We start from the raw sequence: 15369 nt of genomic DNA on the forward strand, positions 1-15369 counted from the left end.
TTCTAGCGTCGTGGGTGCATGTTTTGGACTCACACCAGGGGATCGAGGATCAGCATGAGCGAGATCACACGTCGCGGGCTCCTCGGCGGGGCGGCGGCGGTCGGCGGGGCGACCGTGGCGTCCGTGGCGTCCGGGCTCACGCCGGCCGTGGGCACCGCGTGGGCCACTCCGGCCGACGCGGGAGCCCCGGAGTTCGGCCCGGTGATCGTACGACGCGGCGACCCCCGTTACGAGGACCTGGCGGTACGCCGGACGAACCAGCGCTTCCGCGCCGAGCCCGACTACTTCTGCGTCCCCGGCTCCACGGAGCAGGTCGTGGCCGCCGTCAACGAGGCGGTCCGCGCCGGCCGGCGTGTCACCGTGCGGAGCGGCGGCCACTGCTACGAGAACTTCGTGGGCGACGGCACGCAGGTGGTGATCGACCTGTGCGAGCTGTCGGAGGTGTACTACGACGAGCGGCGCCGCGCGTTCGCCATCGAGGCCGGGGCCACGCTCATGCAGGCCTACCGCACGCTCTACTTCGGCTGGGGCGTCACCATTCCCGGCGGCCAGTGCGGGGGCGTGGCCGCCGGGGGCCACATCGCGGGCGGCGGGTACGGGCCGCTGTCCCGGCGCGACGGGCTGACCGTCGACTACCTGGACGCGGTCGAGGTCGTGGTGGTCGACCGTACCGGCCGGGCCCGCGCGGTGGTCGCGACCAGGAACCCGGCCGATCCGAACCACGACCTGTGGTGGGCGCACACCGGTGGCGGCGGCGGGAACTTCGGCATCGTGACCCGCTACTGGCTGCGCGATCCCGGCGCCCGCGACGACGACCCGGCCGAGCTGCTTCCCCGGCCGCCCGCCACCGTCCTGTCGGGCGTGGCCGTCTGGTCCTGGAACGGCATGACCCAGGAGTCGTTCCGCCGGCTGCTGGGCAACTACGCCGGGTGGCACGAGCGCAACAGCTCCCCGGGCAGCCCGCACGCCTCCCTGTGGGGCTCCCTGCTGGTGCCCGGCCGCCAGACCGGCGCCGATCCGGGCGGGATCATCCTGCCGGCGCAGATCGACGCGGACGTGCCCGGCGCCGAGCGGCTCCTGCGTGAGCACTTCGCCGCCGTGGCCGAGGGGGTCACGCCCGAGGTCTTCGTGCCGCCGCTGGAGCGTGACCCGTGGTTCCAGGCCGTTCGTACGCTGTCGCTGGGCGCGGAGTCGGAGAGCGGCCGGTACAAGGGCAAGTCGGCCTACCTGCGCAAGGCGTTGACCGACGAGCAGGCGGACGTGGCGTACGAGGCTCTGACCACCGGCGGGGAGATCTCCTCGACCGGCCTGCTCTGGCTCCTGTCGTACGGGGGGCAGGTGAACCGGGTCAGGCCGGAGGCGACCGCGACCGTGGAGCGCCAGTCGGTGCTCAAGATGATCCACCTGGTGAGCTGGCCGGAGGACCAGGACGGAGCGGCGCACCTGGAGTGGGTACGGCGGCTGCACCAGCGGACGTTCGCGGCCACGGGCGGGGTGCCGGTGCCGGGCGGCAACTGCGGCGGCGCGTACGTCAACTACCCGGACACCGACCACGCCGACCCGCGGTGGAACACCTCCGGCGTACCCTGGTCGACGATCTACTACGGGGCGAACTACGCGCGGCTGCAGCGGGTGAAGGCGCGCTGGGACCCGCGCGACGTCTTCCGTCACGCGCTGTCGGTGCGCGCCCAGGGTTCCTGACAGCACCGTCAACGGGTGCCGGTGGCGAGCGCTCAGTCGGCGCCGAAGGAGCCTTCGAGCCGGTGGCGGGAGCCCGGGTGGAGGAGGCGGGCCGAGCTCACCAGGACGTCGTGGGACCAGGTGCGGCGGCGGACGAGCAGGCACGGCTCGTGGCGGGCGATGCGCAGCAGGCGGCGCTCAGTGGGGTCGGCCAGCACCGCCTCGACGATGTGCTCGCCGCGGGTGAGCGGGGCCACCTCGTTCAGGTAGGCGTGCGGGGTCTGCCGGGTGAAGTCGCGCTCCAGGTAGTGGGGGACGGCGGCGGGGTTGACCAGGCGATCCTCGAGCTGGATGGGCGTGTCGTCCTCGAAGTGCACGATGAGCGAGCGGAACACGGTCGGCCCCGCCACGGCGCGCAGCGCCGGGTCGGCCACCTCGGAGGGCTCCTCGCGCACGTGGACGACCTCGGTGCGGTGCCGGTGCCCGTGCCGGCGCACGTCGTCGGCGATGTTCCTGACCTGCAGCAGCGCCGAGGCGGCCTTGGGAGTGGCGACGAACGTGCCCACCCCGGCCCGCCGCACGATGAGGCCCTCGTGGGTCAGCTCGCGCAGCGCCCGGTTGATCGTCATGCGGGACAGGCCGAGCGCGCTGACGAGCTGGTGCTCCGACGGGAGCTGCTGGCCGTCCGACCACCGCCCGGACCGTACGCCGGCCGCGATGAGGTTCTTGACCCGTTCGTACGCCGGCGCCGAGGCGGGGCCGACCTGCTGGAACTGGGCGGCGAGTTCGGCCTCGACCACCGTGATGGGCACCATGGCCTGGCGATCCTCGGGGTAGGGGGACGGCGGGACGGAGGAGGTCTCCGGGCCGATGGCCCGAAGTTTATCTTCCCCTCAGGGTAGCGAGCTGTATATACAGGACTGTACATTTCCTCCAACCCCTGATCCCCCAGGGCGCATGACGCGCGAGAGGCGGACCGCCATGAATCACGACCAACCCCCGGGCGCGGGCCCCGCCGTGGAGCGCCGGACGATCGACGTGATCCCCGACGCCGAGCGGCACGGCACGCCGCGCAGCCAGTTCACCCTCTGGTTCGGTGCCAACATGCAGATCACGGCGATCGTGGACGGCGCGCTCGCCGTCGTCTTCGGCGCCGACGCCCTCTGGGCGATCATCGCCCTGCTCATCGGCAACGTCCTGGGCGGCATCGTGATGGCGCTGCACTCCGCCCAGGGCCCGCGGCTCGGCCTGCCCCAGATGATCTCCAGCCGGGCGCAGTTCGGCGTGCTCGGCGCGGTCGTGCCGCTCGTGCTGGTCGTGCTGATGTACCTGGGCTTCGCCGCGACCGGCAGCGTGCTGGCCGGCCAGGCGCTCGGCCGGATCTTCGACGTGCCCGCGACCGCCGGCATCCTGATCTTCGGCGCGCTGACGGCGATCGTCGCGGTGACCGGCTACCGGCTCATCCACACCGTCGGCAGGATCGCGACCGTGGTGGGCGTGTGCGGCCTGGGCTACCTGCTGATCGCCGTGTTCACCACGTACGACGTGGGGTCGGTCGTCGGTGTCAAGCCGTTCGAGGCGCCGACGTTCCTGCTGGCCGTGGGGCTCGGCGCGGCCTGGCAGCTCACGTTCGGCCCCTACGTCGCCGACTACTCGCGCTACCTGCCCCGCCGGACCAGCGAGCGCGCCACGTTCTGGAGCACGTTCGCGGGCAGCGTGATCGGCTCGCAGTGGGCGATGACGCTGGGCGCGCTGATCGCGGCCGTCTCCGGCGGCGCGTTCGTCGGCGACCAGGTCGGGTTCGTCGGCGAGCTGGCCGGCCCCGCGGCCGTCGCGCTGCTGATCTACATCGTGATCGTGGTCGGCAAGCTGACCGTCAACACGCTCAACGCCTACGGTGGCTTCATGTGCCTGCTGACGACCGTGACGGCGTTCAACGGCCGCACGCGGGTCTCGCCGGTGGCCCGCGCCCTCTACATCGTCGGCTTCACGGCCGTGTCGGTCGCGGTGGCGATCATGGCCAGCGCCGACTTCCTGAACAACTTCAAGAACTTCGTGCTCGTGCTGCTCATGGTGTTCACGCCGTGGAGCGCCATCAACCTCACCGACTACTACCGGATCTCCAAGGAGCGGGTGGACATCCCCGCCCTGTACGACCCGGCCGGCCGATACGGCCGCTGGAACGTGCCCGCGCTGACCTGCTACGCCTTCGGCGTGCTGATCCAGATCCCGTTCCTGGCCCAGAAGCTCTACACCGGCCCGATCACCGAGTTGCTCGGCGGCGCGGACATCTCCTGGATCGTCGGCCTGCTGGCGACCGCCGCCCTCTACTACCCCTGGGCCAGGCGCACCTCCAACCCGCCCGCCGAGATGATCTACCCCTCCACCGAGCCCGCCCCGATCCGCTGACCGAAAGGAAACCGACACGATGGAAGGCGCACGCCCGGTCCGGGCCGCCCGCGGCACCGAGCTGACGACCCTGGGCTGGCAGCAGGAGGCCGCGCTGCGGATGCTGCAGAACAACCTCGACCCCGAGGTGGCCGAGCATCCCGACAAGCTGGTGGTCTACGGCGGTACGGGCCGCGCCGCCCGCGACTGGCGCTCCTTCGACGCGATCGAGCGGACGCTGCGCACGCTCAAGGCGGACGAGACGATGCTCGTCCAGTCGGGCCGGCCGGTCGGCGTCATGACCACCCACGAGTGGGCGCCGCGCGTGCTGATCGCCAACTCCAACCTGGTCGGCGACTGGGCCAACTGGGAGGAGTTCCGGCGGCTGGAGGCGGCCGGGCTCACCATGTACGGCCAGATGACGGCCGGTTCGTGGATCTACATCGGCACGCAGGGCATCCTGCAGGGCACGTACGAGACGTTCGCCGCGGTCGCGGCCAAGAGGTTCGGCGGCTCGCTGGCCGGGACGATCACGCTCACCGCCGGGCTCGGCGGCATGGGCGGCGCCCAGCCGCTGGCGGTCACCATGAACGGCGGCGTCGCGATCTGCGTGGAGTGCGACCCGTCCCGCATCCAGCGCCGCCTCGACCACGGCTACCTCGACGTGCGCGCCGACGACCTGGGGCACGCGCTGCGGCTGGCGGCCGAGGCCAGGGACGCCCGGCGCCCGCTGTCGATCGGCCTGCTCGGCAACGCCGCCGAGGTGCTGCCGAGCATGCTCGCCGCGGGCGCCCCGATCGACGTGGTGACCGACCAGACCAGCGCGCACGACCCGCTGGCGTACCTGCCGCTCGGGATGGCGTTCGAGGACATGTCCGCCGAGCGCGACAAGGACCCGGCCGGCTTCACCGAGCGGGCGCGGGCGTCGATGGCCCGGCACGTCGAGGCCATGGTCGGGTTCATGGACGCCGGGGCCGAGGTGTTCGACTACGGCAACTCCATCCGCGGCGAGGCCAAGCTGGCCGGCTACGGGCGCGCCTTCGACTTCCCCGGGTTCGTACCGGCCTACATCAGGCCGCTGTTCTGCGAGGGCAAGGGCCCGTTCCGGTGGGCCGCGCTGAGCGGCGACCCGGCCGACATCGCCGCCACCGACCGCGCGATCCTGGAGCTGTTCCCCGACAACGAGCCGCTGGCCCGCTGGATCCGCCTGGCCGGCGAGAAGGTGCACTTCCAGGGCCTGCCGGCGCGGATCTGCTGGCTGGGGTACGGCGAGCGCGACCGGGCCGGCGAGCGGTTCAACGACATGGTCGCCGGCGGCGAGCTGCGCGCCCCGATCGTCATCGGCCGCGACCACCTGGACTGCGGGTCGGTGGCCTCGCCGTACCGGGAGACCGAGGGCATGCTCGACGGCTCCGACGCGATCGCCGACTGGCCGCTGCTCAACGCGATGGTCAACGTGGCCTCCGGTGCCTCCTGGGTGTCGATCCACCACGGTGGCGGGGTCGGCATCGGGCGCTCCATCCACGCCGGCCAGGTGACCGTGGCCGACGGCACCGCGCTGGCCGGGGAGAAGATCCGCCGCGTGCTCACCAACGACCCCGGCATGGGAGTCATCCGGCACGTGGACGCGGGCTACGAGCGCGCCGAGCAGGTCGCCCTCGACAGCGGCGTGCGCGTGCCGATGAAGGAGTCCTGATGCCGCCGTCGTTCCAGGAGATGTGGGCGGAGCTGCTGCCGGTCGGGCGGCACTCCGGCTCCGGCGGCTACCGGCGCTTCGCCTGGACCTCGGCGGACGCCGAGTGCCGGGACTGGTTCCGCGAGCAGGCGGCGACGCGCGGCCTGACCTGCGAGGTCGACCGCAACGGCAACCAGTGGGCCTGGCTCGGCGACCCGGCGGCGGGCGACGCGGTCGTGACGGGATCGCACCTGGACTCGGTGCCGGACGGCGGGGCGTTCGACGGGCCGCTCGGCGTCGTGTCGGCGTTCGCCGCGCTCGACGAGCTGCGGGCGCGCGGCGCGCGGCCCTCCCACCCGATCGCGGTCGTGAACTTCGGCGACGAGGAGGGCGCGCGCTTCGGGCTCGCCTGCGCCGGCTCGCGGCTGAGCGCCGGTGAGCTCACCCCGGAGCGGGCCGCCGGGCTGCTGGACGCGGACGGGATCTCCCTGCCGCAGGCGATGGAGCGGGCCGGTCACGACCCCGAGGCGATCGGCGCGGACGACGAGCGGCTCGCCCGCGTCGGGGTCTTCGTCGAGCTGCACGTCGAGCAGGGGCGCCACCTCGCGGACACGGCCTCCCCGGTGGGCGTGGCCTCGTCGATCTGGCCGCACGGGCGCTGGCGGTTCGACTTCCGCGGCGAGGCCGACCACGCCGGCACCACCCGGATGGAGGACCGGCGCGACCCGATGCCCGCCTACGCCGCCACCGTCCTGGCCGCGCGGGAGCGGGCCGCCGCGGCGGGCGCGCGGGTCACGTTCGGCAAGCTGAGCGTGGAACCGAACGGCGTCAACGCGATCCCGAGCCTGGTGCGGGCCTGGCTGGACGCCCGCGCCGCCGATCAGGACGCGCTCGGCCTGGTCGTCGACGGGATCGAGAGCGCCGCCCGCGAGCACGCCGCCCGCGAAGGGGTGCAGGTCACGCTCGCCCGCGAGTCCTTCACCCCGGTGGTGGACTTCGCGCCCGCGCTGCGCGACGAGCTGGTCCGGCTGCTGGCCGCGCGCCGGCCGTACGAGGTGCCCGTGCTGCCGACGGGCGCCGGGCACGACGCGGGCATCCTGGCCGCGAAGGTGCCCACGGCCATGCTGTTCGTCCGCAACCCCACCGGCGTGTCCCACTCCCCCGCCGAACACGCCCGCGAGGACGACTGCCTGGCGGGCGTCGAGGCGCTCACCGACGTGCTGGAGGGCCTGGCATGCCGGTGACGCCCGTCACCTACCACGCCGAGCACGCCTGGACCGGCGGGACGGTCGCCTCCGGAGTCGTGATCGAGACCGCCGGGGAGCGGATCACCGCCGTCCGGACGAGGGTCGCCGTGCCGCCGCCCGGGGCGGAGGTGCTGCGCGGGCTGACCCTCCCGGGGCTGGCCAACGCGCACTCGCACGCCTTCCACCGCGCCCTGCGCGGCATAGCGCAGCGCGGTTCCGGCACGTTCTGGACCTGGCGCGACAGCATGTACGACGTCGCCGGCCGGCTCGACCCCGACACCTACCTGGAGCTGGCGCGGGCGGTCTACGCCGAGATGGCGCTGGCCGGGATCACCTGCGTCGGCGAGTTCCACTACCTGCACCACGCGCCGGGCGGCACCCCGTACGCCGATCCGAACGCCATGGGCGAGGCGCTGATCGAGGCGGCAGCCCAGGCCGGGATCCGGATCACCCTGCTGGACGCGTGCTACCTGTCGTCCGGCTTCGGCGCGCCACCGGAGCGGCACCAGCTCCGCTTCACCGACGGCGACGCGGACGCCTGGGCGGTGCGGGCGTCGGCGCTGAAGGAGCGCGGGCACGCCCGGATCGGCGCGGCCGTCCACTCGGTCCGCGCGGTGCCCGCCGGCCAGATCGCCGCCGTCGCCCGGTGGGCCGCCGACCGCGAGGCACCGCTCCACGCGCACCTGTCGGAGCAGCCCGCCGAGAACCAGGCCTGCCTGGCCGCCCACGGGCGCACGCCCGCCCGGCTGCTGGCCGACCACGGCGCGCTCGGCCCGCGTACCTCCGCCGTGCACGCCACCCACCTCACCGGCGAGGACATCGGCCTGCTCGGCGACTCGCGCACCACGATCTGCATGTGCCCGACCACCGAACGGGACCTGGCCGACGGCATCGGCCCGGCGTCCGGCCTGGCCCGCGCCGGGTCGCCGATCAGCCTGGGCAGCGACAGCCACGCCGTGGTGGACCTGTTCGAGGAGGCGCGCGCCGTGGAGCTGGACGAGCGGCTGCGCACCCTGCGGCGCGGCCACTGGAGCGCCGCCGCGCTGCTGCGCGCCGCGACGGAGGACGGGCACGCCTCGCTCGGCTGGCCCGAGGCGGGCCGGATCGAGGCGGGCGCACCGGCCGACCTGACCACGGTCGCGCTCGACTCGGTGCGCACGGCCGGCCCGCCCCCGTCCCTCGGCGCGGAGACCGCGGTGTTCGCCGCCACCGCCGCCGACGTGCGGCACGTCGTGGTGGGCGGGCGCCCGGTCGTCCGCGACGGCGTCCACCTCCTGGTACGCGACGTGCCCGGGGCGCTCTCCCGGACGATCGCCCGCCTCACCCGTCCATGACCGCCTCCGGAAGGAAGATCCGCCCCGTGTCCGTCGCCATCACCGGCATCGGCAGCCTGCTCACCAACGACCCCGAGCTGGGTACGATCACCGACGCCGCCGTGGTCCTCGACGGCGGGCGGGTCGCCTGGGCCGGGGCGGCCTCCCGGGTCCCGGACGCCGACGAACGCGTGGACGCCGGCGGGCGGGCCGCGATCCCCGGCTTCGTGGACTCGCACGCGCACCTGGTGTTCGCCGGAGACCGCACCGCGGAGTTCGACGCCCGCATGTCGGGGTCGCCGTACACGGCGGGCGGCATCCGTACCACCGTGGCGGCCACCCGGGCGGCCTCCGACGCCGAGCTGGCGGCGAACGTGGCGCGCTACGTGGCCGAGGCGCTGCGCCAGGGGACCACGACGATCGAGTGCAAGTCCGGCTACGGGCTCACCGTGGAGGACGAGGCGCGGGCGCTGCGCATCGCGGCCGCGCACACCGACGAGGTCACCTACCTGGGCGCGCACGTGGTGCCCCCGGAGTACGCCACGGCGCCGGACGCGTACGTGGACCTGGTGACGGGGCCCATGCTCGACGCCTGCGCGCCGTACGCCCGGTGGGTGGACGTCTTCTGCGAGCGCGGGGCCTTCGACGGCGACCAGGCGCGCGCCGTGCTCACGGCGGGCGCGCGGGCGGGCCTGGTGCCCCGGGTGCACGCCAACCAGCTCGGCCCCGGTCCCGGCGTGCGGCTGGCGGTGGAGCTGGGGGCCGCCTCCGCCGACCACTGCACGCATCTCGACGACGCCGACGTGGACGCCCTGGCGAGCGGCTCGACGGTGGCGACCCTGCTGCCCGGCGCCGAGTTCTCCACGCGGGCGCCGTACCCGGACGCGCGTCGCCTGCTGGACGCCGGCGTGACGGTGGCGCTGTCCACCGACTGCAACCCGGGGTCGAGCTTCACCAGCTCGATGCCGTTCTGCGTGGCCATCGCCGTACGCGAGATGGGCATGAGCCCGGACGAGGCCGTGGTCGCCGCCACGCTGGGCGGAGCCAGGGCGCTGCGCCGCGACGACGTGGGCCGCCTGTCCCCCGGCGCCCGCGCCGACCTGGTCCTGCTCGACGCGCCGAGCCACGTCCACCTGGCCTACCGCCCGGGCGTCCCCCTCGTGTCCGCGGTGTGGCGGCACGGGGTCCGCGAGGCGTCCGCGGTTCAGCCGTTCCATACCGGTAGGGCGTGACTGGTGTAAGGCCCTGGGGTGGGTGGGAACGAACCATGCGGCGCCGTCTCTGCTCACGCACGCAAGGGCGGCGCCGAACCAGCTCCTCCGGCGGACGGCCCCAGGGGCCGGGGCCCGTCCACGCGGGTCACGGCAACGGGGGCGGCCCGACGATGTCGATCCCGTGCCGCGCCGCGATCTCGCTCAGCGCGGCCGGGTCCGGTGTCGCGCCGCCCGCGTCGATCACGAAGTCGGCGAAGCCCGGGCCGTGGTGCAGCGTCAGGTAGCGGGCGGAGTCGCTCGTCACCACGAACCCGTGTGGCCGCCCGGCGGGCAGCACGGCAGCGCAGCCGGCACCGGCCCGGTGCTCCTGGCCGTCCACCACCACCCGCAGCTCCCCCTCCAGCACCACGAAGGTCTCGCTGTCGGCCCGGTGGACGTGCATCGGGCTGCCGTGCCCGCGACGGCCCCGGGACTCGATGACCGCGAACGCACCGCCGGTGTCGTGGCCGGTGACGCGCAGGTGATAGAGCTCGCCGAGGAACGAGACGGTCTGCTGGGTGTCCGGCGTGGTGATCGCCGGGTTCCGGATTCGCGCGGCGTTCGATGTCATACCGACAGTCTCGCGGCAGGCCGGGGCGGCGGCGTTGACCACGCGTGCACCGGCGTGGACGGCGGGTGCGGGAACCGGTCGGCGGGGGTCCGCGGCTACCCGGCGGCGTACAGCCTGGCCAGGCGCGCGCCGAGATCGGCGCCGTAGTTCTGGTGGTAGACCTGGGCGGAGCAGTAGACCGGCCCGCCCGTCCGCGCCAGGCCGGCCGTCCAGGTGGTGGCGTTCTCCACGCCGGGGTCGCTCAGCTGCAGGCCGGTGAGCGCGATGTCGTCCACGCTCGCGTCGATGAAGTAGTTGCTCACGCCCTTGCGCTCGTACAGCCGCCACTGCAGCTTCGCGCTCGCCGCCCCCGCCAGCCTGGCCGTCAGGTCGACCGTCACCTTCTGCCAGACGTTCGCCGCGTCGGCGGTGACGTCCCGGTCCCAGATCAGCTGACCGTTGAGCAGGAGCTGCTTCCTGTGGTAGCCGGACGGGCCCGTGGAGCCGCTGGTGTCGCGGTGCCAGAAGCTCACCGCGCGCGTGGCCGCGCCCGGGGTCAGGGCCGCGGTCCGCGTCGCCCCGCAGGCCATCCCGGGCTTGGTGGCCGTGCCGGTCTGGACGACGAAGCTCAGCCGTCCGCTGCCGGTGCGGGCCAGGTTGTCCGTCGCGGGGCGCGTCCAGCCCTGGTCGCGGGACACGAACGGAAGCTTGTACTGCAGGACCCCGGCGAGCTCCCCGGTACGGACGAGCTCGATCCCCTTCCTGGTGATCGCCTCGACGTAGGAGACCGTCGGCTTCTGGGCCGCGTGGCTCAGCGGATGGGCGTACGGCATCAGGTGGACCTCGGTGCCGGGCAGCCGCGCGGCGAGCTGCTTGACCTGGTACGACAGGCTCCACGTCCACGAGGTGTCCCGGTACGGCTCGTCGCGGAAGGGGAAGATCACCCCGTCGAGGAGCGGGACCTGCCCGGCGATGAACGCGTCGGTGAACTGGCTGTAGTAGACGATCGGCACGAACTTCAGCGCGGGGCTGACCGCCTCGGCCGCGGCGCGCATCTGCCCGACGTAGGCGGGGGTGAACGTCGCGAGATCGTAGGCGTAGTCGTCCACCGTCCAGCCGACCAGGTTGGGAGAGCTCTTGGCGAGGGTGGCGATCTCGCGGGACCAGGCGACGTAGTCGTCCTTGAACGGCCGGGAGACGGCTGCCTGGCTCGGCGCGTACACCAGCACCCACACGCTGATCCCGGCCTGCCTGGCCGCCGGCAGGAACTCGTCCCGCAGGTCGGTCCAGTGCACGTTGTCGCCGGCCATCGGGTAGACGTAGGTGTTCGCGTTGAGTGCCGCCAGCCCCGCGAGGATCGCCCTGGTGTCCACGTGCCTGATCCCGTCGGCCCGCGGCTCCTCCTCCCGGATGAGGTTGCCCGCCGTGCCCACCACGGCGGGGACCTCGGCGTGGGACACGCCGGAGATCAGCGACAGCAGCACGGAGAGGACGGTCACGAGCACGAGACGGATCACGAGGGGTTCCTTAGGACATGATCAGGCGGCAGGCCCGTCAGCGTAGTGAGCGCGGGTATGCCGCCGGTATGCCGCGGTGGGGAGTGGTGCCCCCGTCCCCGCCGGCACTACCCTGCCGATCATGCGCATGCTGCACCTCGGGCTGCGGGTCACCGACCTGGAACGCTCGCTCGCCTTCTACACCGCGCTCGGGTACGCCGAGCTCGGCGGCGTCCCCGACACGGAGTTCGGCAGCCTGACCATGCTCCAGCTGCCCGACGACCCGTTCGTCAGCCTCGAGCTCGTGCACGACCCCGCCAGACCGGTCGAGGACACCAGCGCCGTCAACCACCTCGTCGTCCAGGTGGACGACCTCGACGCCACGATCGCCGATCTCGCGGCCAAGGGCGTCACGGCCGAGCCGCCGGCGGAGCCGGGGCCGGGGATCCGGACGTCATGGCTCACCGACCCCGACGGCTACCGGATCGAGCTCGTGCAGTGGCCGCCCGGCCATCCGGCCGGCATGACGGCGGCCGATTTCGCCTGACGCGCCGCAGGCGGTCCGGCCACCTCACGCCGGCTGGCTCTTGTGACCGCAGGAAGGGCACTCCGTCGTGAGGCTGCCTTCATGACGGGTGCATGCGCACGGGAACGAACCGCAATAGATCAGGTCGGAATCCGGCCAGTCGCTCTCGTCACGAATCTTCGCACCGCCGAGACTCATGAACTGAAAAGTACGTGTGTCGGAATCGTCATTGACGATCTGAATGCGCCAGTTACTTCCGGGACGATCGAGAGCTACTCGTACGAGGTACACGTCGAGGTTCTTCCGCATCCAGGTCGCCGAGCCGGCAATGTGGTTCTCGGCGTCGGCGACCTGCTGCGTCTCGGGGAATTCCGTGACCTCCACCACGGGTCCCGTGCCGGCCGCGAGGTGGATCAGCGGCGGCCTGCCGCCGTCATTGTGGCCGTCGGGGGCGAAGGCCGTGACTCGTACCAGCATCGTCCGGTTCGAGTCGGTCGTCTCGAGGTCGATGAATTGGCTTGACTCTCCGGCGGCCAGCTGCAACGGAGCTGACGAGCTAGGGAAATTGCCAGAATTCATGACTTACCATCCGATCAATGCACCGACAGGCTGGAATGCCCTTAGCCCTATTTGCCCAGATCAGCACGCCGGCGCACGGAGTCATCGGCAAACAAGCCCCCATTCTCATCCCACGGGCATTCCAATGCCGCGGGTCAGCCGACGCCGAGAAGAGCGTGGGCGCGGGTGCGATCGGCGCGGAAGTCGGCGGTCGAACCCCGGTGCACGATCCGCCCCTTCTGCATGACCGCCACCTCGTCCGCCAGGCGGAAGGCCAGGTGCAGGTCCTGCTCCACGAGCACGATCGCGATACCCTCGCCGCGCAGCCCTTCCAGCAGGCCCGCGACGTGGTCGACGACGGCGGGCGCCAGGCCGTCGGACGGCTCGTCCAGCAGGAGCAGGCGCGGAGCGCGCAGCAGGGCCCGGCCGATCGCCAGCATCTGCTGCTCCCCGCCCGACAGCTGGTCACCGCGGTGGGCGCGGCGCTCGGCCAGGCGCGGCATGAGCTCGTAGACGCGTTCCACCGTCCAGGCCGGCCGTCCGCGGCGGGCCGCGAGGCCCAGGGTCTCCGCCACGGTGAGGGGTGCGAACACGCGGCGGCCCTGCGGGACGATGGCGACGCCGCTGCGGGCGACGGTGTGCGCGGCGGCCCCGGCGAGTTCGCGGTCGCCGACGCGGACGCTGCCGGAGTACGGCTTCAGCAGGCCCATGACGGTGTGGACGAAGGTGGTCTTGCCGGCGCCGTTGCGGCCGAGCAGCGCCACGACGCCGCCCTCGGGCACGGTGAGGTCGACGCCGTCGAGCACGGTGGTGCCCGCGTAGCCCGCGCGCAGCTCCCGTACGGTGAGCACGTCCGTCATCGGGAGTCTCCGGTGAAGAGGTCGTCGGTTCTGGCCGAGCCGAGGTAGGCCCGCTGGACCTCGTCGTCGGCCCGGATCCGCTCGGGAGAGCCGGAGGCCAGGACTCGCCCCAGGTGCAGCACGGTCACCCGGCCGGCCAGGCGGAAGACCACGTCCAGGTCGTGCTCGACGATGAGCAGGGTCAGGCTGTCCGGCAGGCGTTCGACCAGGTCGGCGAAGCGTTCGGTCTCGGCGGCGGACATGCCCGCGGTGGGCTCGTCGAACATGACCAGGGCGGGCCGCGCGGCCAGCACCATCGCCACCTCGAGCTGCCTGCGCTCGCCGTGGGACAGCGCGGCGGCCCGGTCTTCCGCCCGCCCGGCCAGCCCGACCGATTCCAGGTGGCGGCGCGCCTCGGCCTCGGTACGGCGGAAGCGGCGCGCGGCCCGGTCGAAGCGGTGCGCCACGCGGTGGACGCGCTGGACGGCGAGGGCGACGTTGTCCAGGACGGAGCAGTTCAGGAAGAGGCTGGCGTGCTGGTAGGTGCGCAGCAGGCCACGCCGGGCACGTTCGGGCTCCGGCAGCGCCGTGATGTCGTCGCCGTCGAACAGCACGCTCCCTCCGGTGGCCGGCAACGTTCCGGCCACGGTGGCGAACAGCGTCGACTTGCCGGCCCCGTTCGGCCCGATGAGAGCGTGCCGCTCCCCCGGCAGCACGGACAGGTCCACGCCGTCGACGGCCCGGAGCGACCCGTAGGCGCGGGTGAGGCCGCGCAGCTCCAGCAGAGGCGTCACGGGATCGGCTCCTTCCGATGACGGCGGCGCAGGCCGGCGGTGGCACCGGCGAGGCCGCCCGGGAGCAGGAAGACGACGGCCACGAAGACCAGGCCCAGCACCAGCGGGCCGTGGCCGCCGATGGAGGCCGACAGGTTGTCGCGCACCAGCAGCACCAGGGCCGCGCCCAGGCAGGGGCCCCACAGGCTGCCGGCGCCGCCGATGACCACGCTGAGCAGGGCGAGCGCCGCGACCTCGAAGCCCAGGTCCCCGGGCGAGACGAACCGGGCCTGCGCCGCCCACAGCGCCCCGCCGGTGCCCGCGACGGCTCCGGCGAGGCAGAACACGCCGTACCGGGCGAGCGCGGGCCGGTAGCCCAGGGCCCGCAGCCGGGGCTCGTTGTCGCGGACGCCGCGCAACGTCCTGCCGTACGGGGAGCGCACGACCAGCGCGACCGCCGCGAAGACGATGACCGCCACCGCGAGCACCCACCAGTAGACGAACCCGGCGGCGGTGAGCGGCGGGCCGCCGAACAGGCTGATCGGCGGCATCCCGGCCAGCCCGTTCCCGGCGCCCACGGCCGGCCAGGTTTCGGCCACCTGGTGCACCGACTCGCCGATGGCGAGCGTCAGCATCAGGAAGACGATGCCCCGGGCACGGACCGCCACCCAGCCGGTGAGCGCTGCGGTGATCAGACCGGCGGCCAGGCCGGCGAGTGCCTGGACGGCCGCGTCGGAGGTGAGGTGGATGCCCACCAGCGCGGCGGTGTACGCGCCGGCGCCGAAGTAGGCCGCCTGCCCCAGGGTGGGCAGCCCCGTGACCCCGGTCAGCAGGTCGACGCTGAGCACCAGCACGGCGAAGGCGAGGATGCGGGTCATGGTCGACACCGGGTAGACGCCCAGCACCAGCGGCGCCGCCGCGAGCAGCACGAGCACCGGCACGGCCACGAGGGCCCTGCGCGCGATCCGCCTGGGCCGGCTGTCGTCCACCGCTTCCGTCCGATCGGCCGCCGGCGTCGCGGTCTCGTAGGTGGCCTTCACGCGCCCACCGCTTCCGTCCCATCGGCCGCCG

Annotated in this window: 14 protein-coding genes; 7 read left to right on the forward strand and 7 right to left on the reverse strand. The window is 73.4% G+C overall.

Annotation, left to right across the window (positions count from 1 at the left end; translation table 11 throughout):
• The first annotated feature begins 54 nt into the window (after window positions 1–54).
• Entirely contained in the window at window positions 55–1701 is a 1647-nt protein-coding gene (locus ACBJ59_RS53145) for an FAD-binding oxidoreductase (protein WP_375117618.1), read from the forward strand.
• Between the two features lie 32 nt (window positions 1702–1733).
• On the opposite strand, the gene hutC is transcribed toward ACBJ59_RS53145, so the two are convergent.
• Complete coding sequence (hutC, locus tag ACBJ59_RS53150; protein WP_375117619.1) at window positions 1734–2495, reverse strand: histidine utilization repressor; 762 nt, start codon at window positions 2493–2495, stop codon at window positions 1734–1736.
• A gap of 166 nt (window positions 2496–2661) precedes the next feature.
• Between hutC and ACBJ59_RS53155 the strand changes: the two genes are divergently transcribed.
• The 5 genes from ACBJ59_RS53155 to hutI are packed head-to-tail and all read left to right on the forward strand — an operon-like array spanning window position 2662 to window position 9535.
• The gene (locus tag ACBJ59_RS53155; RefSeq protein ID WP_375117620.1) at window positions 2662–4089 is read left to right on the forward strand and encodes a purine-cytosine permease family protein; all 1428 of its coding nucleotides are present in this window, start codon (window positions 2662–2664) and stop codon (window positions 4087–4089) included.
• A gap of 19 nt (window positions 4090–4108) precedes the next feature.
• Window positions 4109–5764: a urocanate hydratase gene (gene hutU / locus ACBJ59_RS53160; RefSeq protein WP_375117621.1), complete on the forward strand. Its 1656-nt coding sequence runs from the start codon at window positions 4109–4111 to the stop codon at window positions 5762–5764.
• Window positions 5764–6987: an allantoate amidohydrolase gene (locus ACBJ59_RS53165; protein WP_375117622.1), complete on the forward strand. Its 1224-nt coding sequence runs from the start codon at window positions 5764–5766 to the stop codon at window positions 6985–6987. The genes hutU and ACBJ59_RS53165 overlap by 1 nt, the downstream gene beginning before the upstream one ends.
• Window positions 6978–8324 carry a formimidoylglutamate deiminase gene (locus tag ACBJ59_RS53170; protein ID WP_375117623.1) on the forward strand — a complete coding sequence of 449 codons (1347 nt, stop codon included), beginning with the start codon at window positions 6978–6980 and terminating at the stop codon, window positions 8322–8324. The genes ACBJ59_RS53165 and ACBJ59_RS53170 overlap by 10 nt, the downstream gene beginning before the upstream one ends.
• Window positions 8321–9535: an imidazolonepropionase gene (gene hutI, locus ACBJ59_RS53175; RefSeq protein ID WP_375117624.1), complete on the forward strand. Its 1215-nt coding sequence runs from the start codon at window positions 8321–8323 to the stop codon at window positions 9533–9535. The genes ACBJ59_RS53170 and hutI overlap by 4 nt, the downstream gene beginning before the upstream one ends.
• Window positions 9536–9662: 127 nt before the next feature.
• On the opposite strand, the gene ACBJ59_RS53180 is transcribed toward hutI, so the two are convergent.
• Together ACBJ59_RS53180 and ACBJ59_RS53185 are read right to left on the reverse strand one after the other, a co-directional pair.
• Window positions 9663–10127, reverse strand: coding sequence for a cupin domain-containing protein (locus ACBJ59_RS53180; RefSeq protein WP_375117625.1), 465 nt, complete (start codon window positions 10125–10127; stop codon window positions 9663–9665).
• Between the two features lie 95 nt (window positions 10128–10222).
• Window positions 10223–11623, reverse strand: coding sequence for a hypothetical protein (locus tag ACBJ59_RS53185; protein ID WP_375117626.1), 1401 nt, complete (start codon window positions 11621–11623; stop codon window positions 10223–10225).
• Window positions 11624–11744: 121 nt separating this feature from the next.
• Between ACBJ59_RS53185 and ACBJ59_RS53190 the strand changes: the two genes are divergently transcribed.
• Window positions 11745–12149, forward strand: coding sequence for a VOC family protein (locus ACBJ59_RS53190; RefSeq protein ID WP_375117627.1), 405 nt, complete (start codon window positions 11745–11747; stop codon window positions 12147–12149).
• Between the two features lie 24 nt (window positions 12150–12173).
• On the opposite strand, the gene ACBJ59_RS53195 is transcribed toward ACBJ59_RS53190, so the two are convergent.
• The 4 genes from ACBJ59_RS53195 to ACBJ59_RS53210 all read right to left on the reverse strand — a co-directional run bounded on the left by ACBJ59_RS53195 (window position 12174) and on the right by ACBJ59_RS53210 (window position 15338).
• Window positions 12174–12707, reverse strand: a complete 534-nt coding sequence (locus tag ACBJ59_RS53195) for a hypothetical protein (RefSeq protein WP_375117628.1) — start codon at window positions 12705–12707, stop codon at window positions 12174–12176.
• A 134-nt stretch (window positions 12708–12841) separates the two neighbouring features.
• Window positions 12842–13546: an ABC transporter ATP-binding protein gene (locus tag ACBJ59_RS53200; RefSeq protein ID WP_375117629.1), complete on the reverse strand. Its 705-nt coding sequence runs from the start codon at window positions 13544–13546 to the stop codon at window positions 12842–12844.
• Window positions 13543–14319, reverse strand: a complete 777-nt coding sequence (locus ACBJ59_RS53205) for an ABC transporter ATP-binding protein (protein ID WP_375117630.1) — start codon at window positions 14317–14319, stop codon at window positions 13543–13545. Before ACBJ59_RS53205 ends, ACBJ59_RS53200 begins: the two co-directional genes overlap by 4 nt.
• Window positions 14316–15338, reverse strand: coding sequence for a branched-chain amino acid ABC transporter permease (locus ACBJ59_RS53210; RefSeq protein WP_375117631.1), 1023 nt, complete (start codon window positions 15336–15338; stop codon window positions 14316–14318). Before ACBJ59_RS53210 ends, ACBJ59_RS53205 begins: the two co-directional genes overlap by 4 nt.
• Window positions 15339–15369 lie beyond the last annotated feature (31 nt).

Source organism: Nonomuraea sp. MTCD27 (assembly GCF_041950495.1).
Taxonomy (GTDB): Bacteria; Actinomycetota; Actinomycetes; order Streptosporangiales; family Streptosporangiaceae; genus Nonomuraea.

What these genes read in the sequence shown, in the direction of transcription:
- ACBJ59_RS53145 (WP_375117618.1), top strand. Translation starts at nt 55, where the DNA reads ATGAGCGAGATCACACGTCGCGGGCTCCTCGGCGGGGCGGCGGCGGTC.
- hutC (WP_375117619.1), bottom strand. Translation starts at nt 2,495, where the DNA reads ATGGTGCCCATCACGGTGGTCGAGGCCGAACTCGCCGCCCAGTTCCAG.
- ACBJ59_RS53155 (WP_375117620.1), top strand. Translation starts at nt 2,662, where the DNA reads ATGAATCACGACCAACCCCCGGGCGCGGGCCCCGCCGTGGAGCGCCGG.
- hutU (WP_375117621.1), top strand. Translation starts at nt 4,109, where the DNA reads ATGGAAGGCGCACGCCCGGTCCGGGCCGCCCGCGGCACCGAGCTGACG.
- ACBJ59_RS53165 (WP_375117622.1), top strand. Translation starts at nt 5,764, where the DNA reads ATGCCGCCGTCGTTCCAGGAGATGTGGGCGGAGCTGCTGCCGGTCGGG.
- ACBJ59_RS53170 (WP_375117623.1), top strand. Translation starts at nt 6,978, where the DNA reads ATGCCGGTGACGCCCGTCACCTACCACGCCGAGCACGCCTGGACCGGC.
- hutI (WP_375117624.1), top strand. Translation starts at nt 8,321, where the DNA reads ATGACCGCCTCCGGAAGGAAGATCCGCCCCGTGTCCGTCGCCATCACC.
- ACBJ59_RS53180 (WP_375117625.1), bottom strand. Translation starts at nt 10,127, where the DNA reads ATGACATCGAACGCCGCGCGAATCCGGAACCCGGCGATCACCACGCCG.
- ACBJ59_RS53190 (WP_375117627.1), top strand. Translation starts at nt 11,745, where the DNA reads ATGCGCATGCTGCACCTCGGGCTGCGGGTCACCGACCTGGAACGCTCG.
- ACBJ59_RS53195 (WP_375117628.1), bottom strand. Translation starts at nt 12,707, where the DNA reads ATGAATTCTGGCAATTTCCCTAGCTCGTCAGCTCCGTTGCAGCTGGCC.
- ACBJ59_RS53200 (WP_375117629.1), bottom strand. Translation starts at nt 13,546, where the DNA reads ATGACGGACGTGCTCACCGTACGGGAGCTGCGCGCGGGCTACGCGGGC.